Here is a 23,820-nt window from a genome sequence, read left to right on the forward strand (position 1 = left end):
CCCCTATTTTTTAAGTAAATATATTAGTGCTCCTAAACCAATTAATGAATATAAATATATAAATGGTGTGTTTAAAAATATAAGTAAAGCATTTAATCCTGTAAGCAATGCTGTTATAAACATAGCCGCCATGCCAGCCCAAAAGTATCCCTTTTGTCCATTCTTAATCTTTGTTATGTCCAATGAGAATGGTATATTCTTCAGTAAAAGGTCCGAAGCGATGATACCTGATAGCATTATAAATATGATTGGATTGATATAGTCAATAAACCAAGCATTTTTTACAAATAATGACATAAGCATCGCATTTATCAAAACTGGAACAAATATAAAGCAAAATAATCCTCCCTTTTTTACACCATTTCTAAATTCTTTAAGTCTTAGATTGCCTGTGATTAAATGTATTACTGATGCTTTATAATTTGTAGCATAATTTAAAATTTGCCAAATGCCCAGAGCCATCATAGATGACATGTAATTAATTAAAGTCACGAACCTTGCATGATCTCTTAAAACCATATCAGCCATTGGGTCGCTGCCCTTCTTGAACGCAGCAAATAAAAAGATTAGTGGATAAACAATTATCATAAGTGATATAGAGCCTAATTGAAATTTTAGTTTTTCATCAGAGCCCTTCATCCAAAATACCATGTTCACCCCAGCTCTTTCCATATCATTCTTGGCAAAAAACTTATTTGTTAGTCTTTGTAAAAAGCTTGACTTTTTATTTATAATAACTTTATCCTTCTTGGATAAAATTTCTTCAAAATCTTTGGATATAGCTGTATTTATCGCTATAAATCCAATGAAAAATACAATTAAAAGTACTGTATAAATTATATTTATAGTTTCAAAATTGCCATATAATAGCTCAAATGGTCCTGTGAACCACATTGGTATGAATAAATATTTAAAAGCTTCACTTGAAAATATTTTTATCGCCATTTCTTTATCAACAATGTGTCCAAAAACTTGAAAGCCTATCATAAGTACAACAAAGATCAGTACTTGTACTGTTGTTATTATAGATTTGATATTAAGATTTTTAAATATTCTAAATAATACATAATAAAATATATATTCAAACATTACAAGGCTTACAGATAGCATAACTACTTCAACTAGTAGTATAGGCACTTCTTGCGGCCTTTTTACTAATGTAAGCAAAAGTGCTGGACCAAACATAATTAAGGCTAATTTCACTACATATATGATTAGTGATATTAACCTTGCTAAATTTATTTCTTTTTCGCCAACAGGTTTATAAAGTAAAATGTCTCTATCTCTTGTATCTATAAGAACTTCAGTAAAGTCTACGATGATTCCTGCGAAGAACAAAAACATACCTACAGCAAAAAGAACTGTGTACCTTATTTTTATATCATCAATACTAGCGCAAAGTCCTGCTAGTATTAGTCCATAAATTAAAAATAATATATAGCCTCTTTTAAAAAAATTGCTATTTTGAAAGAATTGTGATATTTTACTATTGCTTTCTTGACCCGAAAAGCTATTGGAAAAAGCAGATGTTCTTCTGTTTTCCATGATAAGCTTAGCCTTAAGTATTGCTCTAAGCTTTTCATAGTTAACCTTAAGTCCGTTAAAAAGCGGCTTGAATAAATCAAGCACTTTTAGTGAGAATAATTTAAACATCACTCTCACCCATGGCTTTAACGAATTCTTCCGCTAATTCTTTATGATTTGTAAATCCAGTTACTTCATTGAATATATTTTCAAGAGATTCATCACTGCCTTCATTGTTATTAAGAGTCTTTTTAATATTGTCAATGCTGTCATTTAATATAACTTTTCCATTTTGCAGTAAAATTATCTTATCCGATAGTTTTTCAACTACTTCTAAGATATGTGATGAATAAAATATAGTTTTACCTTTATTTTTAAGCGAAGCAAGTATTTCTTTTATTACTAAAACTGAGTTTGCGTCAATACCGCTTAGTGGCTCATCTAAAAATACTATGTCTGGGTCGTGCAATAAGGATAAAACAAATAGATACTTTTGTCTCATACCCTTTGAGAATGATGATATTTGTGAATCCATCACATCTTTCATCTCAAGCACTTCTAGCATAGTCTTAGCTCTTTGAACAGCGCTTTCAATATCAATTTCATAAAGAGCTGCGTTTAGCTCAATATTTTCAATTGCTGTCAAATTCTCATAAACTTCACTCGCTTCTGGCACGTAACCTATCTTTTTCTTATAGTCAAGTGAATCCTTAATATTTTTACCAAAGACAGTTACATCTCCAAAATAATCTCTATTAAGACCCATGATTATCTTGATAGTTGTTGATTTACCAGCACCATTGGGTCCTATATAGCCAATTATCTCTCCAGAATTAACTGTAAAATTTACATCTTTTAAAATTTCTTTTCCATCAAAAGCATTTGATAAGTGCTCTACTTTTAATATCTCCATACTGCCTCCTGATGTTTTATTAATTATTTGCCTTGAACTAAATCAACGATATAGTCTTTAAAGTCTTTACCGTTAACTGTAACTGCTCCTGTTCCTCCGAAAATATCTACATTTATCTTAAAGAAGTTCACTACGATAGTATCTCCATCGATATATTTTTCTTCTAAATGACCTGGAACGAAAATTAATGTCTTGTTAGCATTAAGTCCGTCTAAGTTAAGTTTTTTGATTGGCTCAACCATCATGTTTACAACGCCTAAATCCTCTGTCATCCACATATTGTTGTTCCAAAACTTCTTTTCTTCTTTTGAAGCGTCGCTTAAAAGTTCATTATTTGATATAGCTGATAGTACTTTTCTAACTGATTCTTCATTAAATCCTTCGCAGAAAGTGTATTTCATTTCATCTCTTTCTGCTACGCTTCTAATGTAGTCTTCAGAAACCTTTTCTCTCTCTGAAATGCTTTGCCAAAAGAAAAGCATCATCTCAATTACTTCTGTGTTAATTTTTACTGACATATTAATCCTCCTTAATTTCGATGGAATCGTCATTTATAATAATTTTTCTTTGTCTATACAAAATGGCGATTGCCCTTTTAAATGATGATTTACTCATGTTAAAGACTTTCCTTATATCATCAGGATCGCTCTTATCTGCGTAATTCATCTTACCTTTATGCTTTAATAAAATTTCATATACCTTAATCGAGTCACTCTTGTGCTCGTCATAAGCTGACTTTTCAAGTTTAGTGCTTAATAAAAGCCTTCCGTCCTCGCGAACAGTTTGTACCCTAAACTTCATTCTCTCGCCTACTTCATAGTCTTCGAAGACATCCTTCTTTTGCACCATGGCTTCATATTTGTCATCAACTGCTACGAATAAGCCAAATTCTCTAGAGATATTGTAAATGATACCATCAACAATATCGCCTTTTTTAATATTATCAGACCTCTCTAAAGTCTTTCTTATCTTCATAGTAGTCGCAAGTCTACCAGACTTGTCTATATATAGCTTAACAAGTACCATGGAGTTAAGTTTTGGATCTCTAATTGCTTCTGAAAATGGCAATAAAACATCTTTTTCAAGTCCCATGTTTAAAAAGTAGCCAATTTTTGTTTTGCTAACTACCTTTAATGCCTTAATCTCGCCTACTTCAATATATGGAAGTCTAAAAGATGATACAATTTCATTATCTACTGGATAATTAAAAATTTTAACAGTATCGCCTATATCATGATGCTTTTCATCGGACTTGGCATAATATCTGTTATGATCAAAGTCTTCTAGAGTATATTCGTTTCCATTCTTAGCAATTATTTTTGCTTCAATTGTTTTTCCTAAATTGTTCATTTAATACCTCTTCATAAAATTTCATGATAATTATATCATAAACAATAATTTTTTTCAATATAAGTCTAGTCAATATAAGAACTATAATATAGCTAATAAAATCACATCTAACATGAAAAACACCTCTAATAATAGAGGTGAATCATCTTATTTATCTCTATAAGCAATCATTATGTCTTCAAGTATCTCTGGCGATGTTTTTGGTGTGTATGAAAGACAGTTTGCTCCTGCATTTATTGTCTCAAGTATATGCTCATCGCTGTGACCGCCTGTTGCTATGATAGGAAATTTCTCTCCGACTATCTTTCTTACGTGTCTAATTAAATTTGCTGTTTCTCTTCCGCCAGCTATATTAAGTATTCTTGCTCCAGCATTGATTTTGCCTTCAATATCGTCATTAAATGAAGCGATTGAAGCAATTACAGGTATATCTATATACTCAGACATCTCTTTAATAACTTCATTTTTCATAGGAGCGTTTACAACTACGCCAAAAGCTCCGTGAAGCTCTGCTTGAAAAGCTATCTGTATACTTCTTTGGCCAGTAGTCAAGCCTCCGCCAACACCAACAAAGACTGGTCCTGGTGAAACATCAAGTATCGCCTTTGTTATTGATAACTCTGGTGTGAATGGATATACAGCTATAACTCCATCTGCATTAGTATTTCTGATGATGGCAACATCAGTTGAAAATACTAAGGACTTAATCCTTCTTCCCATGATGTTTATGCCTGAGCATCTATAAACAGCTTCAGGAACTTTTTGTACATGTCTTCTAAGAACTGTATCGACACTTGGTATATATTTTTTCTCTTCGTTATTCATTTCTTTCTACCTCTTTATCTGATTTGAAATTAACTGTAAAGAATGCTCCAACTATGATTGGTGCGTAAAATGTAAATACTCTCCAAAGTATCACTACTATGGCAATTGACGAGATATTTTTATATAATGGTCCAAATATACCCAAGAATGCTCCTTCAGCTCCTAGCGCAGCTCCTGGTAGTGGCACATAACCTGAAATCAGTGCGACCATGCATGCAGCGCACACACTTAGCACTATATCGCCTGTTATTCCGCCAAAGGCTGAAAAAACTACATGAGGTATTGACCACAAAGATATGTTTTGTAATGCTACAAATATTGCGCAAGGCAAAAGTTTATATAAGCCTTCCATCTTAAATACTCTAAATGAGTCATAAAATGAATCTATCTGTCTATCTAATCTTTCTATTTGTTCTTTAGGATTCTTCTTGTTAAAAAATCTTACAATCTTAACTATAATTTCTTTACTCTTTCTTGGGAATATTATTACGCTCGCTATTAAAAATGTTACTAAAACGCTTAAAGCAACGCCAAGAATCATCATAAGACCAGTGAACCATGCCTTGCCTAAACTATGATAGGAATAATATATCGAGAACAATCCCAAGATAAGTGTAACGACATTGTTTATTATAAGTAATAAAATTACTACCGACGATGAAAGACCCGGAGCTAAACCAAAGTCTCTCATGCGCATAACTTGCATAGGCTGTCCGCCTGTTGATGATGGTGTGATTGCGTTAAAGAAGGCTCCTGTCATAGTTACCTTAAATGCATCAACTGGCCTAAGTTTTGCACCCAACACTTTTAAAAGTGCATTAAGAGAAAGTGAACCAAAAAACCAAAATAAAAATATCAAGAAGGCTGCTAATAGCAAATAAAATCCATTAGCTTGCCTAACTGTTGATATGATTTTCTCTGGTCCGTCAATAAAGTATGCACTTAAAAGTACTATTATTATAGATAAAGCAATTACGATTACAGAAAAGATTTTAGTCTTTTTACCCTTCATTATTTGAAAAATTCTGTGAATATCTTATACAAGTTATAATGATCTTCAACGCTTCCAAATTCTCTAACTGAGTGCATACCAAGTATTGGGTTACCGATGTCAACTGATTTTATATCTAATTGAGTTGAACTGATTGGGCCAATAGTTGATCCGCCACGAACGTCTGATCTATTTAAGAAAGCTTGTACCTTTGCTCCAGCATTTTCTGCAAATTGCTTAAATACAGAAGCTGACTCGGCATCTGATGTATAGCTTTGATTTGCAGCGTACTTAATACAAACGCCTTCGCCCATCTTAGGCATGTTTGTTATATCGCACTTTTCTGGATAATTAGGATGATAAGCGTGAGCAAGGTCAGATGAAATCATAAATGATTTTGCCTTTACTCTATAAAATTCTTCATCATCTAAACCAAGGGCTAAAATTATTCTTCTCATAACATTTTTTAAGAATGGGCTGTTTGCGCCTTGTTTAGTCATTGAGCCTACTTCTTCATTATCAGAAACATAAATTAAATTTATTGCCTTTGAAGCCTTATTAGCAATAAGCGCCTTATATGATAGATGAGCCATGGCTAAGTTATCAAGTCTGCCAACTTGAACAAATTCGTCGTTTAAGCCGACAATCTTGCCGCCTTCTCTGTCATATAAGAATAAATCAAAATCAAGAATATCTTCTCTAGATACTTTTAACTCCTTTGCTATGATATCTTCTAATTTAAGTTTTTCCACAGTATCGTTAATTAGCTCAAGAATTGGAAGAGTATCCTTTTGAGCGTTTATATCGAAACCCTTGTTTACTTCTCTGTTTTGATGTATGCAAAGACTTACTATACTCATAAGATCCTTGTCAATATTAATTAAGTGCATCTTTGGATGAAGTGCATCTTCTTTATTCTTTGTATATACTCTACCAGCTAGCGATAAAGCTCTATCGAACCATGTGTGCAAGATAGCTCCACCATAAACTTCAGTATTTAGCTTGTGATAGCCATTTTGATAAATATCTGGTTCTGGTTTAACTCTAAAGCATGGACTATCAGAGTGAGAAGCGATGATCTTAAAAGCAAGATCCTTTTTAGTATTTGGTAATTCAAAAGCTAAGATGGCTGAATCATTTTTCTTTACAAAATACTTTCCTCCTAAGCTTAAATCCCACTTGTCTTCTTCTTTTAATTCTTTATAGTCACTCTTATGTAGTTCTTCTTCCATCGCCTTAACAGCAAAAAAAGCACATGGACTTGCATCAATAAACTTGATTAAATCCTTTGCTAAAGTTTTTGAATTCATATCGATTCCTCCCTTTTATATAACAATTATAAACTATGCTATATTTTATGTCAAGAAAAAGAAAAATAGAGCTTTTTAAATATTTATGTAAATATAATAATATAAAAACTGTTACCATTTTGTAAAGCTTAGCTAATTGACAATTAAATTTTAGTGAACTATAATTTTACATGAGGTGATTATATGAAAAATATATTAAAAATACTATTAACTTTGACCATGGCACTACTTTTTGTTTCATGTGCTCCTAAGACAAATGATCATGGTAATGAGGCAAGTCAGGTTGATAAGCAAAATGAAACTCCAAACGATAAAGATGACGATACCATAATGTATACTAATCTTTCAAGCGATGAGACTAAGAACGAATTAAAAAATGCGCTCCTTGATAAAGGTCTTAATGAAGGCGATGTAGATTCATTTATGAGTAATCTTGATACTTATAATGAAAGTGCTGACACTAGCGAACTAGCATCTAGCTTTACTAAATATAGCGACGATGTAGCTTATAACAATAGCATGGACAAATTTACTGAAAAAAATCCTGACTTTTTAGGCATAAACTGCAGAATAACTACATTTTCACTTATGAAAAATAGCATGGATGTAAATAAAGAGCTTGAAGATAAATCCTCTGTTTTAGATTTTGACAAAAAAGCAATTAGTGATAAGTCACTATTAAGCGAAGATGATATGAAAAAGTTTATCACATACTATGCTCCAATCAATGTTAAGGATGAAAAAGCAAATTATGAAGATTTAATTACTAAAGAATTTAGTGAAAGAGGCATTAAATTTAATAACGATAAGATAAAAGTTATTTCTGTTTACTTAAACTCAAATGACGAGATTGATGGAAATATACTCTTTATTGGCCACACTGGTTTAATGTATGAAAATCAAGGCAAATACTACTTTCTAGAAAAATTGAGCTTCCAAGAGCCATATCAACTATTAAGATTTAATTCTAAGAAAGAAATTTACGACTACTTAATGAAAAAATATAATCAAGACATGGGTGAAGCTACTCATGAGGCTATAATAACAGAAAACGATAAGGTCTTCACATACTAAAAAAGACGGATTAGTCCGCCTTTCCAAAATAAAATAAGTATTTACAATGAAAAAGCTCTCAGTACATGTACTGAGAGCTAATTTATTAATGAGAATAATATTCTACTACGTAAACGTCTTCGATTTCTATTGGAATTTCTTCTCTTTCTGGTAGTCTAGATAAAACTGCTTCAAATTTATCAACATCTTTTTCAATGTAAGGATATGAGTTTCCAACAACTGTTTGGAAGTTTTCCTTGAACATTTCATTTGATCTTGATTTTTCTTTTAAGCTGATCTTTTGTCCAACTTGTAATTGATAAGCTGGTTTATCAACTCTCTTACCGTCAACAAGGATGTGTCCGTGAACAACCATTTGTCTTGCTTGTCTGATTGATTGAGCAAATCCTGCTCTAAGAACAAATGCATCTAATCTTGTTTCTAGTAATTTGATAAGAGCGTGACCTGTTTGATCCTTAGATTTCTTAGCCTTTAAGAATGCCTTCTTTAATTGAACTTCTGGCACTCCATAGTAAGCTCTTAATCTTTGTTTTTCTAGTAATTGAAGTCCGTAGTTAGATAATTTCTTATCTGAACGTGCAGCTCCTTTTTTCATACCTTTTGTAGCTTTCGCTAATCCATAGACATTTAAGCCTAATCTTCTGACCGTTCTTACTCTTGGTCCGTTTAAACTTGACATTAAAACACCTCTAAAAATATATTTGCCGCGGTATATTTTTAACATTCATAGTTTATCACAAATGTTTTAGCTTGTCAACTACTTTTTTAATTTTTTATGTAAATATTCATATTTCATTGAAAAAGTACAAATAATGATATATAATTAATTATAATATACATAAAAGGAAGAGTTATATGAAATTTGATGAAATTAAAAAACTTTATAAAAGAATAGATATAATTAGTGAAGCAAATCTAATTAATTTTTATGCCAATCGCCTCGCTAGAACTAAAAGTTTTGATGAAAAAAACTCTATAATCAGAGAGGTTGACATTATTAAAAGACGATACGATAGCTTCTATGAATACGTATTTATCAGGTTTGCACAGGATAGCAGCGATAAGTTTTTTAATGGTGAGTTCAAATACATTGAGGACAATGAAGATGAATTTAAAAAAGCATGCGTAAAATTTGCTCAAACCTTGCTTGATGACGATGACTTAGATAAACTTAAGAAAAGATGGGGCAAATATTTCTTTGATAAGCTTGAAATAAAGCAAAACTTATATTATAAGGATGTAATCGGTTTAAACATAAATGAAAATAAGATATTGAAAGAGATTAGCGATCGTAGAAATGCTATATCAATCTCTATTGATAATGAAATTGTTACTAGCAGAAACTTAATTACTCATCTTACATCACCAGACAGAGAAAAAAGGAAAAAAGTTGCCCTTGCTATGAATAAAAATAATGTCAAGAGCAAAGACTTTTATGCGGAAAAGTATAGAGACCTTGTTGTTATTAGACACAAGATAGCTAAAAGACTAGGTTTTGACGGCTATCTTGACTTTTCAGATAAAGACAGATGCAGGATTGATTACGACCATAACGATATTATTAATTTTAGAAATTCAATAAAAAAGCATCTTGCAAGTAATATGCATATAATTACGGATATACAAAAGAAAAAACTTGGCGTAGACAATATATATACTTATGATATGAGAGTCTACTTCAAAGAACACAATACAATCCCAATAAAAGATCCATATCTACTGTTAAAGAAAATATCTGAAAATTTAAAAAATGACAGTCCTTTCTTATCAAAGGTAATTGATAAAATGTTTGATGATAGTTCACTTGATTTAAATCCGAGGAAGGACAAGGCAAAAATTACTTTTGCTTCTTATCTGCATAATTTTGACACTTCTTTTATATTTACTAATTATGAGGCTAATCACTCAGAATTCAATAAATTTATCACTTGCCTAAGCTATGCCCTTCTAAACTATCAAAGTTCTTATAATGAAATCATAGAATATACAAGTCCTGAAGATGACATCATTCGTGCATATACAACTGCTTTTTCATTTATTGTGATGAATTTTATTGATGAACTTTTTCTTAATGATGCAAAGAAATATGCTACAGCTTATAAAATCAAAGTTTTATATGATATTCTCTTCTATTGCTTAATTAGTGAATTTGAAGAGAGCCTTTATCTTGATATAAAAACTGATATTGAAGAGAGATATGAAATATTTAGAAAACTTCACGCCGAGTACTTCCCTTTTATCTCGGTTGATAAAAATGAGTTTGATGTTGGTATGTGGTGGCTTAACTACAATAACTTGTTTAATACACCAATGCTTTCAATTAACTATGCTATAGGCGATATTAGTGGACTTGATTTTTGTAATAATTTCTTAGATGACAAAAAAGATGCATTTAAAAAGATGAACACGCTTATGGATAACGCAAGCAAAGAAGACTTTTTGACAAGTATTAAACTAAGCGGACTTAAAAATCCATTCGTAGATGATAACATAAAAGATATAATAAATAAATATATAGCTAGTTTAGCTAGTGAATACAAAAAAATATAGAGGCTCATACCTCTATATTTTTCTTTTTATATTAATTTAATGCTTTTATCTCCTCTATAGACTTCTTAAAACTATTTACTAAGAAGTTTATGATCTCTCTTGGATAAGCTAGATTAATTCTAACTGATTTTTCATCGCCAAACATTGCCCCATCAGATAAGAATATCTTGTTTTTTACAAATATTTCATGCATTTTCTTTGGCTCGCAGTTTAAATCTGATAAATCGATCCAGATTAAATAAGTTCCTTCAGGCTTTTCAAATTTAATTTTATCTATCTTAGAAAATTCTTCCGTAACGTAGTTTATATTGCCTTCAAGGTACTTAATCATATCTTTATACCAAGCTCTGCCATCATTATACGCAGCCTTTAATGCGCATAAACCAAAGGGATTAACCGCACCCATTAAAGATCTACTAGAAACATCGTTTATTTTTTCTCTAAGCTTGTCATCAGGTATTATTGCATAAGCAGTATTAAGTCCCGCTATATTAAATGTTTTTGATGGTGCCATAAATGAAACTACTTTTTCATAATTTTTAAACACTCTCATCATAGGTGTATAATAATTGCCATTAAAAGTAAAATCTTGATGCATTTCATCGCTTATCACATATAAATTATATTTATAAGCAATTTCTGAAATTTTTTCTAATTCAGGCTTTGTCCATACCCTTCCAACTGGATTATGAGGATTACATAAAACTATAGCTTTTGCTTCTTTTGCTTTTTCTTCTAAATCTTTAAAGTCTATCTTATATTTACCGTCTTCAAAAATAAGCTTATTTTGAAGTATCTCCATATTTTTTAAATTTGAGAAATTAAAAAACGGTGGATATGCTGGTGTCTGAATGATTATTTTCTCGCCATCTTCAACTATACTTCTAATTACAAGATCCAGTCCTGGGACAGTTCCTGGCGAAAAAACGATCCAATCTTTCTTTATATCAAGTTCATGCATATCCTTTTGCCAATTAATTATGGCTTCATACACATCTTCGCTTGGAACAGTATAGCTATAGAAGTCTCTGTCAGCTCTTTTTAAACAAGCGGCTTTAACTTCAGGAGCTGTTGCAAAATTCATATCAGCAATTGTAAATGGTATGACAGTTTCATCATTACCTGCTTCGCGTGAAGTTTCATACTTGGCACACGACAAACCACTTCTGTCGATTACTTCGTCAAAATTAAACATAGTACCTCCAAAATTTATTAGTCAGAAATATTCCTCCATCTAAAACCATAAACCTCACTTGCATTCATGACAACCAAGAAAGAGTTAGGAGCGTTCTTTTCAATAAATCTTTTCAAAAGCAAATAATCTCTTCTTGAGCAAACAGTCATAATAACAGTGCGCTCAATGCCTGTGTATGCGCCTACTGCTTTATAAAGATTTGCTGAGTGATTAAGCTCTTTAACGATGTAGTCCTTAACTAAATCAGGTTTTTCAGTGTTTATGATGATATTTTTAGATGTATTCAAACCATCTATAGTAAAATCTATAATAAGTCCATTCATTATAATGCCAAGTAAGGAGTATAGTCCTATCTTTAGTCCAAAAACTATACCTACAAACAATGTAATTACAAGGTCACATAAAAGTACACCCTTGCCTAAATCAAGTCCTGTGAACTTATTTATAATCTTTGATAAGATGTCTGTACCACCAATTGAAGCGTATTGATTAAGTATAATTGCCATGCCTACAGCTGACACGATAACTGCTATAATCATTTGAAGTAATAAATCATCGATTATAGGTCCATCTAGTGGAACAATTTTTTCTAAAATAAATATAATAAGTGATATGCCTAGTGAAGTAAGCACAGTTTTTACTCCAAACTTATTACCGATGAATAAAAATCCTAAGGCGAATAAAACTATGTTTGTCGCAAATAAAACATAACTCATTGGTAAATGTAATAAATACGATAAGACTATGGCAATGCCTGTTGCTCCTCCTATAGTCATATTAGTTGGAGTTAAAAAGAAATAAACGGCTATGGCAACCATAAAGGCTCCCAAAACTATTAATAAATTAGACTTTAATTTTGCGTTCATATTATACCTTCCTACAAAATTTTATGTATTAGGGGCACTTACACATGCCCCCATATATTACTTACTATTTTTCTTCTTTTGTATATGTTAAAACTGGTGTTCTAGCTGCCAATGTTTCATCTGGTCTAGATACCATTGTTGTTAATGGTGCATTTAGTAAGTCTTCTGGATTTTCTTTAGCTACTTTAGCAATATCGTTAAGAGCAGCTGCATAAGCATCCAATGTTTCTTTACTTTCTGTTTCAGTAGGTTCAATCATTAATGCTTCATGAACTATAAGTGGGAAGTATACTGTTGGTGGATGGAATCCTCTGTCGATTAGTCCCTTAGCAACATCTAGTGTTGTTACACCTGTTTCAGTATTCTTAAGTCCGCCTAAAACAAATTCATGCATACAAATTGTATCGTATGGAACATTGTAATTTTCTTTTAATTGGCTTAATAGATAGTTTGCGTTTAAAACAGCGTTTGTTGATGCTTTTCTTAAACCATCTGAACCCATTGTTAAGATATAAGTGTAAGCTCTTACTAGGATAGCAAAGTGTCCGTAGAAGTCCTTAACCTTACCTATACTTTGTGGTCTGTCATAATCTAAGAAGTATTTATCACCGTTCTTAGCTATAACTGGCTTAGGTAAGAATGGAAGCAATTCTTTCTTGCAACCAACTGGTCCACCGCCTGGTCCTCCACCGCCGTGTGGTGTAGAGAATGTTTTGTGAACGTTGTAGTGAACAACGTCAAATCCCATGTCTCCAGGTCTTGAGTGACCCATAACTGCGTTCATGTTAGCGCCATCGTAGTATAATAGACCGCCTTTTTTATGAACTATCTCAGCTATCTTTTCAATATTTTTATCAAATAAACCTAATGTGTTTGGATTTGTAAGCATTAGACCAGCAACTTCTTCAGTCATAGCTGCATCTAGTGCTTCAAGATCAACTAAACCGTTTTCATCTGATTTAATTTCTATAGGAGTAAATCCGCCCATAGAGCAAGTTGCAGGGTTTGTACCATGAGCAGAGTCAGGAATAATCATCTTATTTCTGTTCATATCTCCTCTTGCTTCATGATATGCTCTGATTAGAAGAACACCTGTTAACTCACCGTGAGCACCCGCTGCTGGTTGAAGAGTTGCTCCGTCCATGCCTGAGATTTCAGCTAAATCGTTAGCAAGGTCATACATTAATTTTAAAGCGCCTTGTGTGCATCCGTCTCCTTGGTATGGATGAAGATCTCTAAAGCCTTCAAGTCCTGCCATTTCTTCGTTTATCTTAGGGTTATACTTCATTGTACATGATCCAAGTGGGTACATGCCAGTATCAAGTCCGTAGTTTTTCATTGAAAGATTTGTATAGTGTCTAACTACGTCAACCTCAGATAATTCAGGTAAATCAAGTTCTTCATTATTTAAATAATCACTTGGAATTACACTATCTAATTTTAAATCATCAACGTCAAGATCTGGTAAATTGTATCCAGTTCTACCGGGTCTTGAAATTTCAAATATTATTTTGTCATATCTATCTAACATTCAACACCCTCCAATACCTTAACTAATTTATCCATTTCTTCTTTTGTTCTCTTTTCAGTAACAGCAAGCATAAATGTGTTCTTGTATTCATCTCCGTAGAACCAAGAAAGCTTAAATGCATCCATGAAACCGTTAGCTTTAAGAGCTTCATTAATCTTATCTACGCAAATATCGCTAGTGATAACGAATTCTTTGTAGAATGGTTTATTGTATAATAATTTAAATTTACCAGATTTGCAAAGTTCTTTTTGTAGATAATGAGCTTTTTTAGCGCATTGTTCAGAAACTTCTCTTAAGCCCTTCTTGCCCATAAGTGCCATGTAAATTGTTGCACAAAGTACGTTTAAGCCTTGGTTTGAGCAGATGTTTGAAGTAGCTTTATCTCTTCTGATATGTTGTTCTCTAGCTGTTAATGTTAGTACCCAAGATCTCTTACCATTTCTATCTACTGTTTGACCAGCGATTCTGCCTGGTAATTTTCTCATAAACTTATCAGTTGATGAGATAAATCCTAAGTATGGTCCACCATAAGATAGTGGTATACCAAATGGTTGAGCTTCACCAACAACGATGTCTGCGCCGTAGTCGCCAGGTCTTTGAAGTATACCTAGTGAGTTAGTGTCAACGTCAGCGATGAAGTATGTTTTCTTGTACTCATGAGTTAAGTCGCAAGCAGCCTTCATATCTTCGATAACACCGAAGAAGTTTGGATTTTGCATGATTACACATGCAGCATCATCACTTAGTTTATTCTTAAGATCGTCTAAATCAGTAGCGCCGTCTTTGATATCAACTTCAACTACTTCTATGTTATGGCTGTGTGTATATGTGTCTAAAACCATTCTAGCTGATGGGCTTAATGCTTTTGATACTATAACTTGTTTCTTACGAGTTGTATTGCAGCACATAAGAGCTGATTCAACAACGCCGTTAGAATTGTCATATAGTGAAGCGTTTGTAATAGGAAGTCCTACTAAATTACTCATCATTGTTTGGAACTCAAATATCATTTGAAGAGTTCCTTGAGATACTTCTGGTTGATATGGTGTATATGAAGTGTAGAATTCACTTCTTGAAGCTATAGCTCCAATTACTGAAGGAATGTAATGGTCATATGCTCCTGCTCCTAAGAAACAAACTTTCTTATTTGTTGAGCAGTTCATATCTGCAAGTTCAGTCATGATCTTTCTAACTTCTAATTCTGATTTGTGTTTAGGTAGATTTAATTCACCTTTAAATCTAACACTTTCAGGAATACAGTCAAATAAATCTTCTTCAGACTTTACACCTATCTTGTCAAGCATCTCTTTTATATTTTCGGGAGTTTGACTAAGATATGGATACATATTAGTCCTCCTTAGCGAATTCAGCGTATTTTTCGTCGTCCATTAAATCGTCTAATTCAGATGGATCATTCATTTCAATCTTGAATATCCAAGCATCATAAGGTCCTTCATTGATTAGAGCTGGCTCATCATCAAGAGCTTCGTTAACTTCAACGATCTTTCCGCTAGCTGCTGTGAAAACTTCTGAAGCTGCTTTAACAGATTCAACTGATGCTACTGCGTCGCCTTTTGAAAATCCATCATCAATTTCAGGTAGTTCAACATAAACTATGTCGCCTAAGTTGTGTTGTGCATAGTCAGCTAAACCAACAGTAGCAACGTTTCCGTCAACCTTAACCCATTCATGATCTTCTGTGTAAAGTAATCCTTTTTTAATTTCCATAATAATTTCCTCCTGTGATTTTATATTTATTTTTTAACTTCTTTTAAGAATTTTCTGCTAATTTGTTTAGCTTTTTGAGCTTTTCCTCTGATGATAACATCAAATTCTGCGCCCATTTCCTTGTAAGATGCATCGATTAAAGCGTTACCGATCTTTTTACCAAGTGTTGGTGATAGATATCCAGTTGTAACGTAGCCAATCTTCTTGCCATCTTTTTCAATTTCATATCCTTCTCTTGGTATAGCTTTGTCAATCATTTCAAAGCCAACAAGTATTCTCTTGTTATCAGCTTTGATCTTCTTAAGAGCTTCTTTACCAATAAAGTCAGCTTCTTGATCAAGTTTTACAAAGAAGTTTAATCCTCCTTCTACTGGTGAAACATCTTGTGATATTTCATGACCGTATAATGGTAGCATTGCTTCGAATCTAAGTGTATCTCTACATCCTAGTCCGCATGGTTCGATTCCGAACTCTTCGCCAGCTTTTAATACTTCCTTGTAAAGATGTACTATTGAATCATTGTCAGTGTAAATTTCAAATCCGTCTTCGCCAGTATAACCTGTTCTTGAAATTAATACTTTTTTACCAGCTAGCTCAAATCCATCAACAAAGTGGAAGAACTTTATTGTGTCTAAATCTACATCTGTTAATTTTTGTACAGCTTTTTGCGCAAGTGGTCCTTGAACAGCTATTTGAGATGTTTGATCTGAAACGTTTTCAACCTTAACATCAAAGTTTTTAGCTTGTTTTGTAATCCATTCAAAGTCTTTTTCAACGTTTGCTGCGTTGATTACTAAGAAGAACTTTTCTTGGTTATATCTGTAAACTAGTAAGTCGTCTACAGCACCACCATTGTCGTAACACATAATGTTGTATTGTACTTGACCATCTTCAATAGCGTGTAAGTCATTAGTAATTAGATGATTTACAAAATCAAATGCATCCTTACCTGTAACCCAAACTTCACCCATGTGAGATACATCAAATACCCCAAGTTTTTGTCTTACGGCATTGTGTTCTTCGATTAAACCTGCGTATTGAACTGGTAGTAACCAGCCAGCATAATTTACGATTTTGCCACCTAGTCTTACGTGTTCATCGTATAAAGCAGTTTTTTTGCCTTCCATTTTTTATCCTCCTTAATCTACTATTATAACATACAATATTTTTATTATTACAAGGAATATTACGTCTCATGCTAAAGCTAAGAACATAATATAAGGCCTCCATGTAAAACAATATTGTTAATTATTGAAACTAATGAAGATATCTCCTAAAAAACACTTTACTATGTTCTCTAGACAAACCTTCATCATTATTATACCATATAAATTTAATTTTTACCATTATTTTCAAATTTTCTTTATTTATTTTCAAAAAATTTTAATTATTTCTAAATAAACACAAAAATATTATAATTTTAAAAAGTTCTTGATTAAATAATTAGTAATTTAGATAAAATATTTATAGTATCTAGTTCAATTTTTTATTTAAATTTAAGTAGACGCACATAAAAAGACCTTGCATCCGCAAGGTCTTTTGTATATATAGTAATAAAACTATCTCTTTGAGAATTGTGAACTCTTTCTAGCTTTCTTGAATCCGTATTTCTTTCTTTCTTTCATACGTGGATCTCTAGTTAAGAATCCTGCTTTCTTTAATATTGATCTGTATTCAGGATCAACTTCAAGTAAAGCTCTTGATAAGCCGTGTCTTATAGCTCCAGCTTGTCCTGTAAATCCGCCACCGTTTACTAAAACGTATACATCAAATTTACCAAGTGTATCTGTTAAGTTAAGAGGTTCACGAACAATGTTTTTTAACAATTCTTCTTTTAAATATTGATCAATATCTCTGTGGTTGATAGTAAATTTACCATCTCCAGGCACTAATCTTACTCTTGCTACTGAAGATTTTCTTCTGCCTGTTCCTTGAATAAGTTTTTCCATCTATTCGTCCTCCTTCCTAAAAATCATACTTTTCTGGCTTTTGAGCTTCGTGGTTATGTTCTGGGCCAGCATATACTTTTAATTTTCTAAACATTTGTCTTCCTAATCTGTTCTTTGGAAGCATACCTTTAACAGCTAATCTGATAGCCATCTCTGGATTGTTTTGCATCATATCTTGGTAACTGATTTCTCTAAGTCCTCCAGGATAACCTGTGTGATAATAGTGTTTCTTTTGTATTAATTTCTTTCCTGTTAATTTCACCTTATCAGCGTTTACGATGATAACGAAATCACCTGTGTCTACGTGTGGTGTAAAAGTTGCTTTGTGTTTTCCTCTTAAAATCTTAGCAACTTCGCTTGCTAGTCTACCTAGGACTTTGCCTTCAGCGTCTATAAGTAACCATTTTCTCTCAATATTTTGAGCATTGGCCATAAATGAACTCATTTTCTTCCTCCTTTAAAAACATTGTTTTTAAAAAAGTTTCCGGGTCTTTTTTAAAACACTAACAAGTATTTTAATACAAATTTATATAATTGTCAAGTATTTTCATTGATTTTTTATAAATTTTTACTTAATTCTTCAATTTTATCAACTATTGATGAAATATATTCTATAGTCTTCTTTAGTGAGTCTGTATTTGTTATATCTACGCCTGAAAGTTTTGCCCACTCAACTGGATTATATAAACCGCCTTGTCTTATTGCGTTTAACCAGTCTTTAACAGCTTTCTCGTCGCCTTCAAGTATTTTTCTTGAAACATTTGTAGCTATCGATAAACCGGCTGAGTATGTGTAGGAGTAAAGTCCTGAGTAGTAGTGTGGCTGTCTCATCCAAGTCATTTCACATCCTTCATTTAATTCGACTTCACCTTGCCAAAACTCTTCTAGTGTTTCCTTAAATAATCTATTTAGTGTATCGGCATCTAAATTTTGTCCCTCATCAACTAAATTATATGCCTTTCTTTGGAAATATGCTTCTAAGAAGTGTGTAACAAAGTTATGATAATATGTTTTAGCAATGATTGAGAAATAAATCCATCTAAGCATTCTTGGGTCTTCAGTCTTTTTCATAAGATAATTTGCAAGCATCATCTCATTCATTGTCGATGGTGACTCTGCATAGAACATAGCTGTGTTAGCATCAAAGTATGATTGATACTTTTGTGATAACATAAAGTTTCCAGCATGACCAAGCTCATGAATCATAGTAAATACGCTATCCATCTTGCCTGTCCATGTCATTAGTATATATGATGGGAAACCAGCTGGTGTTGCGCAGTAAGCTCCAGTGTATTTGCCTTTGTTTTCAACGTAGTCAATATTTTTGCCTTCTAAAACTTTCTTAATTTGTTCTAGATATTCATCACCCAATACATTTAATGCGCTATAGATATAATCTTTTGCTCCATCAAGTGTTATCTCTGGATCAAATTCTGGATCTATATTTGCTTTTAAATCATAATAATTTATCTTTTCTAGTCCTAGTCCTTCTTTTAAAGTTCTGGCAAACTTTCTCATAACTGGTGAAAGCTCTTTCATAATTGTATCAAGATGATTTTCATAAATATCTCTAGGAACTTCTTGATTAGCAAGTAAATAATCTGTTACACTCTCGTAGCCTCTTAGCTTTGAGATGATTTTATCTTTTTGCATGTTTAAGTTAAATGCTGCAGCTGTGCTATTGACAGTTTTTGATAAATCTTTATAGAAGTGCTTGAATGATTCTCTTCTTAAGTCTTTATCTTCATCGTATTCATATTTTTCTTCAAATAAAGCGTATGAGTTATTATATTTTTTGCCATTGACCTCAAACGGTTCAAATGTCAAGTCTTGAAGCTTGATTGTGTTATACAATTGCTCTGGAGCCATTGTTAATGGTGTAAAAGCTTGTATAACTTTTTCTTCCGCATCGCTTAAATAAGTTTTCTTCTTTAATATAACGCTATGGAAATATGCTTTTAATCCATCTACTTTCTCTAGCTTTTCAAGCATTGAAATATCAAGCTTTGCTATCTCAAGTTCTACGAATAATGTGTTTTCATCAAGCTTGTTATACATGTTTAGTAGCTCGTAAAAGAACGCTAACTCAGATGAATTTGTTAAGTCAACATCTTTATTAAGATATGCATAATCAATAACTAAAGAAAATCTTTCTATTAGTTTTTCATATTCTTTAAAAGCTTTAACTATTGTGTCAAATTCATTTAATTTGCCTTCATAATTCTCTTTTAATTTTAATGATGCTTCTAAAACAGTATCCGCCTCTTTTTTAGCATCTTCCTTTGATTTATATATAGCTGATGTGTCCCATGTCAGACTCTTATCAACTTCGTTTCTATTTAGTATTGTCATAAATCTCTCCTATTATTTTAATTCTGATGTGCAGTTAGGGCATCTTGTAGCGTTTATGTCTATAGTTGATTTGCAATAAGGGCATTCCTTTGTTGTTGGTGCTGCTTCTGGTTCAGGCTTCTTAGTAAGTGATCTAGCCTTGTTTACAGCCTTAACCATTAAAAATATTACAAAGGCTATAATTAAGAAGTTTATTACTTGTGTAATAAATAAACCGTAATTTAGTGTAGCTGCCCCAGCTTCTTGTGCTTGTGCAAGTGTTGTGTATTTGCCGCCATCTAGTGTAAGGAAATAATTGCTCATGTCTGTGCCACCAAGTATAAGTCCTATAAGTGGCATAATTACGTCATTAACAAGTGAGCTAACAATCTTTCCGAAAGCTCCACCAATGATAACACCTACTGCTAGGTCCATAACATTACCCTTTGAAATGAATTCCTTAAATTCTTTTAACATTTTCTTCTCCCCCTGTTTTAAATTTTTTAATCTATATCCACATTTAATTGAATGTGTTCAATGTGATTTTTATCGAGTAATTCTAGTGCATAATCGTCTACTCTATATGCGTTTGAATAATAAATCTTACTTATTCCTGCTTGTATCAAGGCTTTTGTACAATTCAGACATGGGAAATGAGTTACATAACATACGCATCCATCGACCTTGATGCCTTCTTTTGCACAATATAAAAGTGCATTCATCTCTGCATGTATAGTCGCTATGCAGTGGCCGTCCCTCATTGTGTGGCCTATCTCAGAGCAATGCGGATTGCCTTTGATGCTGCCGTTGTAACCGCTTGAGACTATTCTGTTATCCTTATTAACTAATAAACAGCCAACGAACGCTCTATCACAGGTAGATCTTTTAGCTATCATATGAGCGATTGACATGAAATACTCTTGCCACGAGCTTCTTGTGTCTGCCATTAAATCACTTCCTCTTCATTAAAAATTTTTCCTTCGTAAATTTCTCCAGTTGCTGCGTCAATGCTGATTATATCACCAGTTTTAATACTGTTCATCGCATCGCCCACGCCAACAACTGTTGCTAGATGGTAATTTATGCCAACTATTGCACCTTGACTTGTTAAACCGCCTTCGACTGTAATTATACCTGATGACTTTTGTATAAATGGTAGCATATCTTTATATACCCCTATCGTTACTATAATATCGCCATCTGAAAAGTTTTCTTCTAAGTCTTTAGCATTTTTTGCAACACAAGCTCTTGCACTTATCTTGTGCTTGCCTATGCCCATGCCTTTGCACAATAGTTTTCCAACTGTCTTTACCATCATAATGTTTGTTGAACCAGTCTTTCCAAGCGGCATGCCAGCCGTCAATATGACTAGTTCTCCCTCCTTTACAAATTTTATATTCTTTAATATATTTACTGCTTCATAAAATAATTCATCTATGCTTGAAGCAAGTTTTGCTCTGATTGGGTAGACGCCCCACTCAATTGATAATTGTCTTCTGACTTTTTCGTTTGTAGTTGCTGCTATGATTGGTGATTTGGGCTTAAATTTTGAAATATTTCTTGCTGTAAGCCCTGATGATGTTGCGGCTATAATAACTTTTGCGTTTAAATCATAAGCTGCTTCTCTAGTCGCTTTAGCGATTGAGTTTGTGATATTGATCTCGTGTTCATCGTTTGTGCTATCTACTAAAATTTTATAATCAAGGCTATCTTCAATCTTTAAAGCAATTTTTCTCATCATCTCACATGCCTTAACTGGATAAGCACCTGCTGCCGTCTCGCCTGAGAGCATTATAGCGCTCGAACCATCTAAGATAGCGTTGGCAACGTCAGTTACCTCTGCTCTTGTTGGTCTTGGGTTTCTAATCATTGAGTCAAGCATTTGTGTCGCTGTGATAACGAATTTGCCTTTAAGATTGCATTTTCTAATTATATCTTTTTGCACTAAAGGTATGTCCTCTTCATCAAGTTCAACACCCATATCGCCTCTAGCTACCATGATTCCATCAGATACTTCGATTATTTCGTCAATATTTTGAACACCTTCTAGATTTTCTATTTTAGAAATTATTTTAATGTCTTCTCCGTCATTGCTCTCAAGAACTTTTCTTATCTCTAATACATCTTTTGCGCTTCTAATAAATGAAGCAGCAATGAAGTCTACATCATTTTCAATACCAAAGATTAAATCCTCTATATCTTTTTCTGTAAGCGTTGGTAAATTTACTTTAACTGAAGGAAGATTAACTCCTTTTCTATCGCTTAGCTCGCCCGAGTTAACAGCCCTCATATAAACATTGTTCTCATCGACTGATTTTACAGTGAACTCAACAAGGCCGTCGTCAATTAAGACTCTGTCATTTACCTTTAAATCTTTGGCAATGTCTTTGTATGTGACAGAAACCTTTGTATCATCGCCCTCTATGTCCTCGCTCGTTAAAATAAAATCTTGTCCTTGCTCGATCCTAATCATGCCATCTTTAAAAGTTTTTATCCTAATCTCAGGACCCTTTGTGTCAAGCATAATTCCAATAGGCTCATCTAAGTCATCTCTAAGCTTTTTTATAGTCTCTATCCTTTTTTTATGCTCTTGATGAGTGCCATGTGAAAAATTTAGTCTAGCCACATTCATGCCCTCATTTATAAGTGCTTTTAAGACTTCATAAGTATCAGAGCTTGGCCCAATTGTACAAACTATCTTAGTTTTTTTCATATTTTCTCCTAAATTGATAATATATCAACCATCTTTAATAAATCTTTGTTAAATTCTTTTTTTGCTTCAAGTGCTTCATCTATATCTAATTCTATAATCTTGCCATTTTTATATCCTAAAACTAGTCCTGACTTGCCATTTATTAATAAATTCACAGCGTCATAACCAAAGTCACTTGCTAGTATCCTATCTTGAACTGTCGGTACACCGCCTCTTTGAACATAGCCAAGAACAGTAACGCGAGTCTCTATGCCGCTCTTTTCTTCGATAATCTTTTCAAGCTCATAAGCATCAAGTGCCCCTTCAGCTGCAACGATTATATGGTGTTTTTTGCCCCTCTTTTTACCATTTTTTATCTTATTAATAATAGCGTCTATATCTAATTTAACTTCTGGTACAACGATTGATTCAGCACCGCCCGCTATACCTGAGTATAGAGCGATATCGCCGCAATTCCTTCCCATTACTTGAAGCACTATTGCCCTGCCATGTGACTCAGACGTATCTCTTAATTTACTTATAGCAGAAACAGCCGTCTCAACCGCAGTCAAAAAGCCGATAGTGTAGTCAGTATAGCCAAGATCGTTATCTATAGTGCACGGAATGCCTATAACTTTAATACCTCTTTTAGCTAGTTCCCTAGCTCCTCTAAATGTTCCGTCGCCACCAAGAACCACTATGGCATCTATTTTAAATTTTTTTATCACATCAAGAGCCTGATCCATGCCTTCTTCAGTCATAAATTCTTCGCTTCTAGCAGTTCTAAGTATAGTTCCGCCTCTGTGTATGATGTCCGCAACGCTTGATAACGTCATCGTTTCAATATCGCCCTTAATAAGACCGTTGTATCCTTCTTTTATTGCTAGAACCTTTAAATCGTTATATATAGCTGTTCTCACAACTGATCTTATTACAGCATTCATGCCAGGTGCATCGCCACCACTTGTTAGTATAGCAATAGTCTTCATTC

Annotated in this window: 23 protein-coding genes; 2 read left to right on the top strand and 21 right to left on the bottom strand. The window is 33.1% G+C overall.

What is annotated here, in order from left to right; all coding sequences use genetic code 11:
- Positions 1-3: 3 nt before the first annotated feature.
- The 7 genes from AC2UOP_RS02085 to AC2UOP_RS02115 form a co-directional block, all read right to left on the bottom strand.
- Positions 4-1,653: a hypothetical protein gene (locus AC2UOP_RS02085; RefSeq protein ID WP_484832458.1), complete on the bottom strand. Its 1,650-nt coding sequence runs from the start codon at positions 1,651-1,653 to the stop codon at positions 4-6.
- Positions 1,646-2,437: an ABC transporter ATP-binding protein gene (locus AC2UOP_RS02090; RefSeq protein WP_106017752.1), complete on the bottom strand. Its 792-nt coding sequence runs from the start codon at positions 2,435-2,437 to the stop codon at positions 1,646-1,648. The genes AC2UOP_RS02085 and AC2UOP_RS02090 overlap by 8 nt, the downstream gene beginning before the upstream one ends.
- Positions 2,438-2,460: 23 nt before the next feature.
- Positions 2,461-2,955 (bottom strand): TDE2712 family protein, encoded by a 495-nt coding sequence (locus tag AC2UOP_RS02095; RefSeq protein ID WP_019213648.1) that lies wholly within the window; start codon positions 2,953-2,955, stop codon positions 2,461-2,463.
- 1 nt (position 2,956) lies between these two features.
- A complete protein-coding gene (locus AC2UOP_RS02100; protein ID WP_484832459.1) occupies positions 2,957-3,787 on the bottom strand; it encodes a CvfB family protein in 831 nt (276 codons plus the stop codon).
- Between the two features lie 147 nt (positions 3,788-3,934).
- Complete coding sequence (locus AC2UOP_RS02105) at positions 3,935-4,612, bottom strand: hypothetical protein (protein ID WP_019213650.1); 678 nt, start codon at positions 4,610-4,612, stop codon at positions 3,935-3,937.
- Positions 4,605-5,624, bottom strand: a complete 1,020-nt coding sequence (locus tag AC2UOP_RS02110) for a lysylphosphatidylglycerol synthase transmembrane domain-containing protein (RefSeq protein ID WP_484832460.1) — start codon at positions 5,622-5,624, stop codon at positions 4,605-4,607. The genes AC2UOP_RS02105 and AC2UOP_RS02110 overlap by 8 nt, the downstream gene beginning before the upstream one ends.
- Entirely contained in the window at positions 5,624-6,913 is a 1,290-nt protein-coding gene (locus AC2UOP_RS02115) for a M18 family aminopeptidase (RefSeq protein WP_484832461.1), read from the bottom strand. Before AC2UOP_RS02115 ends, AC2UOP_RS02110 begins: the two co-directional genes overlap by 1 nt.
- Before the next feature lie 183 nt (positions 6,914-7,096).
- On the opposite strand from AC2UOP_RS02115, the gene AC2UOP_RS02120 reads away from it, so the two are divergent.
- Complete coding sequence (locus tag AC2UOP_RS02120) at positions 7,097-7,987, top strand: DUF4300 family protein (RefSeq protein WP_484832462.1); 891 nt, start codon at positions 7,097-7,099, stop codon at positions 7,985-7,987.
- 85 nt (positions 7,988-8,072) lie between these two features.
- Here the strand turns inward: AC2UOP_RS02120 and rpsD are convergent, their stop codons facing one another.
- Positions 8,073-8,666, bottom strand: a complete 594-nt coding sequence (rpsD, locus tag AC2UOP_RS02125; RefSeq protein ID WP_070599965.1) for a 30S ribosomal protein S4 — start codon at positions 8,664-8,666, stop codon at positions 8,073-8,075.
- A 176-nt stretch (positions 8,667-8,842) separates the two neighbouring features.
- Between rpsD and AC2UOP_RS02130 the strand changes: the two genes are divergently transcribed.
- Positions 8,843-10,537, top strand: a complete 1,695-nt coding sequence (locus AC2UOP_RS02130) for a M3 family metallopeptidase (RefSeq protein ID WP_484832463.1) — start codon at positions 8,843-8,845, stop codon at positions 10,535-10,537.
- Positions 10,538-10,568: 31 nt separating this feature from the next.
- Here AC2UOP_RS02130 and AC2UOP_RS02135 read toward each other — a convergent pair whose 3' ends face one another.
- From AC2UOP_RS02135 to pfkA, 13 genes are all read right to left on the bottom strand, one after another.
- Positions 10,569-11,732 carry a MalY/PatB family protein gene (locus AC2UOP_RS02135; RefSeq protein ID WP_484832464.1) on the bottom strand — a complete coding sequence of 388 codons (1,164 nt, stop codon included), beginning with the start codon at positions 11,730-11,732 and terminating at the stop codon, positions 10,569-10,571.
- 17 nt (positions 11,733-11,749) lie between these two features.
- Positions 11,750-12,598, bottom strand: coding sequence for a YitT family protein (locus tag AC2UOP_RS02140; RefSeq protein WP_019213657.1), 849 nt, complete (start codon positions 12,596-12,598; stop codon positions 11,750-11,752).
- Positions 12,599-12,662: 64 nt separating this feature from the next.
- Positions 12,663-14,129: an aminomethyl-transferring glycine dehydrogenase subunit GcvPB gene (gcvPB, locus tag AC2UOP_RS02145; protein WP_484832465.1), complete on the bottom strand. Its 1,467-nt coding sequence runs from the start codon at positions 14,127-14,129 to the stop codon at positions 12,663-12,665.
- Positions 14,123-15,475 carry an aminomethyl-transferring glycine dehydrogenase subunit GcvPA gene (gene gcvPA, locus AC2UOP_RS02150; protein WP_019213659.1) on the bottom strand — a complete coding sequence of 451 codons (1,353 nt, stop codon included), beginning with the start codon at positions 15,473-15,475 and terminating at the stop codon, positions 14,123-14,125. The genes gcvPB and gcvPA overlap by 7 nt, the downstream gene beginning before the upstream one ends.
- 1 nt (position 15,476) lies before the next feature.
- On the bottom strand, positions 15,477-15,857 hold the full coding sequence (gene gcvH / locus AC2UOP_RS02155; protein WP_484832466.1) for a glycine cleavage system protein GcvH: 381 nt from the start codon (positions 15,855-15,857) through the stop codon (positions 15,477-15,479).
- A gap of 26 nt (positions 15,858-15,883) precedes the next feature.
- A complete protein-coding gene (gene gcvT / locus AC2UOP_RS02160; RefSeq protein WP_019213661.1) occupies positions 15,884-16,984 on the bottom strand; it encodes a glycine cleavage system aminomethyltransferase GcvT in 1,101 nt (366 codons plus the stop codon).
- A gap of 432 nt (positions 16,985-17,416) precedes the next feature.
- Entirely contained in the window at positions 17,417-17,806 is a 390-nt protein-coding gene (gene rpsI / locus AC2UOP_RS02165; protein ID WP_019213663.1) for a 30S ribosomal protein S9, read from the bottom strand.
- Positions 17,807-17,822: 16 nt separating this feature from the next.
- A complete protein-coding gene (gene rplM / locus AC2UOP_RS02170) occupies positions 17,823-18,251 on the bottom strand; it encodes a 50S ribosomal protein L13 (RefSeq protein ID WP_019213664.1) in 429 nt (142 codons plus the stop codon).
- 113 nt (positions 18,252-18,364) lie between these two features.
- Positions 18,365-20,158, bottom strand: a complete 1,794-nt coding sequence (gene pepF, locus AC2UOP_RS02175; RefSeq protein WP_484832467.1) for an oligoendopeptidase F — start codon at positions 20,156-20,158, stop codon at positions 18,365-18,367.
- A gap of 12 nt (positions 20,159-20,170) precedes the next feature.
- On the bottom strand, positions 20,171-20,614 hold the full coding sequence (gene mscL, locus AC2UOP_RS02180) for a large conductance mechanosensitive channel protein MscL (protein ID WP_484832468.1): 444 nt from the start codon (positions 20,612-20,614) through the stop codon (positions 20,171-20,173).
- 26 nt (positions 20,615-20,640) lie between these two features.
- The gene (locus tag AC2UOP_RS02185) at positions 20,641-21,084 is read right to left on the bottom strand and encodes a deoxycytidylate deaminase (protein WP_070599981.1); all 444 of its coding nucleotides are present in this window, start codon (positions 21,082-21,084) and stop codon (positions 20,641-20,643) included.
- A complete protein-coding gene (pyk, locus tag AC2UOP_RS02190) occupies positions 21,084-22,850 on the bottom strand; it encodes a pyruvate kinase (RefSeq protein WP_484832469.1) in 1,767 nt (588 codons plus the stop codon). The genes AC2UOP_RS02185 and pyk overlap by 1 nt, the downstream gene beginning before the upstream one ends.
- 8 nt (positions 22,851-22,858) lie before the next feature.
- Positions 22,859-23,818 (bottom strand): 6-phosphofructokinase, encoded by a 960-nt coding sequence (pfkA, locus tag AC2UOP_RS02195; protein WP_484832470.1) that lies wholly within the window; start codon positions 23,816-23,818, stop codon positions 22,859-22,861.
- Positions 23,819-23,820: the final 2 nt, after the last annotated feature.

Source organism: Fenollaria sp. (assembly GCF_057222035.1).

Excerpts from the sequence above, each read along its gene's own strand:
- AC2UOP_RS02085 (WP_484832458.1), bottom strand. The coding sequence starts at position 1,653 with ATGTTTAAATTATTCTCACTAAAAGTGCTTGATTTATTCAAGCCGCTT.
- AC2UOP_RS02090 (WP_106017752.1), bottom strand. The coding sequence starts at position 2,437 with ATGGAGATATTAAAAGTAGAGCACTTATCAAATGCTTTTGATGGAAAA.
- AC2UOP_RS02095 (WP_019213648.1), bottom strand. The coding sequence starts at position 2,955 with ATGTCAGTAAAAATTAACACAGAAGTAATTGAGATGATGCTTTTCTTT.
- AC2UOP_RS02100 (WP_484832459.1), bottom strand. The coding sequence starts at position 3,787 with ATGAACAATTTAGGAAAAACAATTGAAGCAAAAATAATTGCTAAGAAT.
- AC2UOP_RS02105 (WP_019213650.1), bottom strand. The coding sequence starts at position 4,612 with ATGAATAACGAAGAGAAAAAATATATACCAAGTGTCGATACAGTTCTT.
- AC2UOP_RS02110 (WP_484832460.1), bottom strand. The coding sequence starts at position 5,624 with ATGAAGGGTAAAAAGACTAAAATCTTTTCTGTAATCGTAATTGCTTTA.
- AC2UOP_RS02115 (WP_484832461.1), bottom strand. The coding sequence starts at position 6,913 with ATGAATTCAAAAACTTTAGCAAAGGATTTAATCAAGTTTATTGATGCA.
- AC2UOP_RS02120 (WP_484832462.1), top strand. The coding sequence starts at position 7,097 with ATGAAAAATATATTAAAAATACTATTAACTTTGACCATGGCACTACTT.
- rpsD (WP_070599965.1), bottom strand. The coding sequence starts at position 8,666 with ATGTCAAGTTTAAACGGACCAAGAGTAAGAACGGTCAGAAGATTAGGC.
- AC2UOP_RS02130 (WP_484832463.1), top strand. The coding sequence starts at position 8,843 with ATGAAATTTGATGAAATTAAAAAACTTTATAAAAGAATAGATATAATT.
- AC2UOP_RS02135 (WP_484832464.1), bottom strand. The coding sequence starts at position 11,732 with ATGTTTAATTTTGACGAAGTAATCGACAGAAGTGGTTTGTCGTGTGCC.
- AC2UOP_RS02140 (WP_019213657.1), bottom strand. The coding sequence starts at position 12,598 with ATGAACGCAAAATTAAAGTCTAATTTATTAATAGTTTTGGGAGCCTTT.
- gcvPB (WP_484832465.1), bottom strand. The coding sequence starts at position 14,129 with ATGTTAGATAGATATGACAAAATAATATTTGAAATTTCAAGACCCGGT.
- gcvPA (WP_019213659.1), bottom strand. The coding sequence starts at position 15,475 with ATGTATCCATATCTTAGTCAAACTCCCGAAAATATAAAAGAGATGCTT.
- gcvH (WP_484832466.1), bottom strand. The coding sequence starts at position 15,857 with ATGGAAATTAAAAAAGGATTACTTTACACAGAAGATCATGAATGGGTT.
- gcvT (WP_019213661.1), bottom strand. The coding sequence starts at position 16,984 with ATGGAAGGCAAAAAAACTGCTTTATACGATGAACACGTAAGACTAGGT.
- rpsI (WP_019213663.1), bottom strand. The coding sequence starts at position 17,806 with ATGGAAAAACTTATTCAAGGAACAGGCAGAAGAAAATCTTCAGTAGCA.
- rplM (WP_019213664.1), bottom strand. The coding sequence starts at position 18,251 with ATGAGTTCATTTATGGCCAATGCTCAAAATATTGAGAGAAAATGGTTA.
- pepF (WP_484832467.1), bottom strand. The coding sequence starts at position 20,158 with ATGACAATACTAAATAGAAACGAAGTTGATAAGAGTCTGACATGGGAC.
- mscL (WP_484832468.1), bottom strand. The coding sequence starts at position 20,614 with ATGTTAAAAGAATTTAAGGAATTCATTTCAAAGGGTAATGTTATGGAC.
- AC2UOP_RS02185 (WP_070599981.1), bottom strand. The coding sequence starts at position 21,084 with ATGGCAGACACAAGAAGCTCGTGGCAAGAGTATTTCATGTCAATCGCT.
- pyk (WP_484832469.1), bottom strand. The coding sequence starts at position 22,850 with ATGAAAAAAACTAAGATAGTTTGTACAATTGGGCCAAGCTCTGATACT.
- pfkA (WP_484832470.1), bottom strand. The coding sequence starts at position 23,818 with ATGAAGACTATTGCTATACTAACAAGTGGTGGCGATGCACCTGGCATG.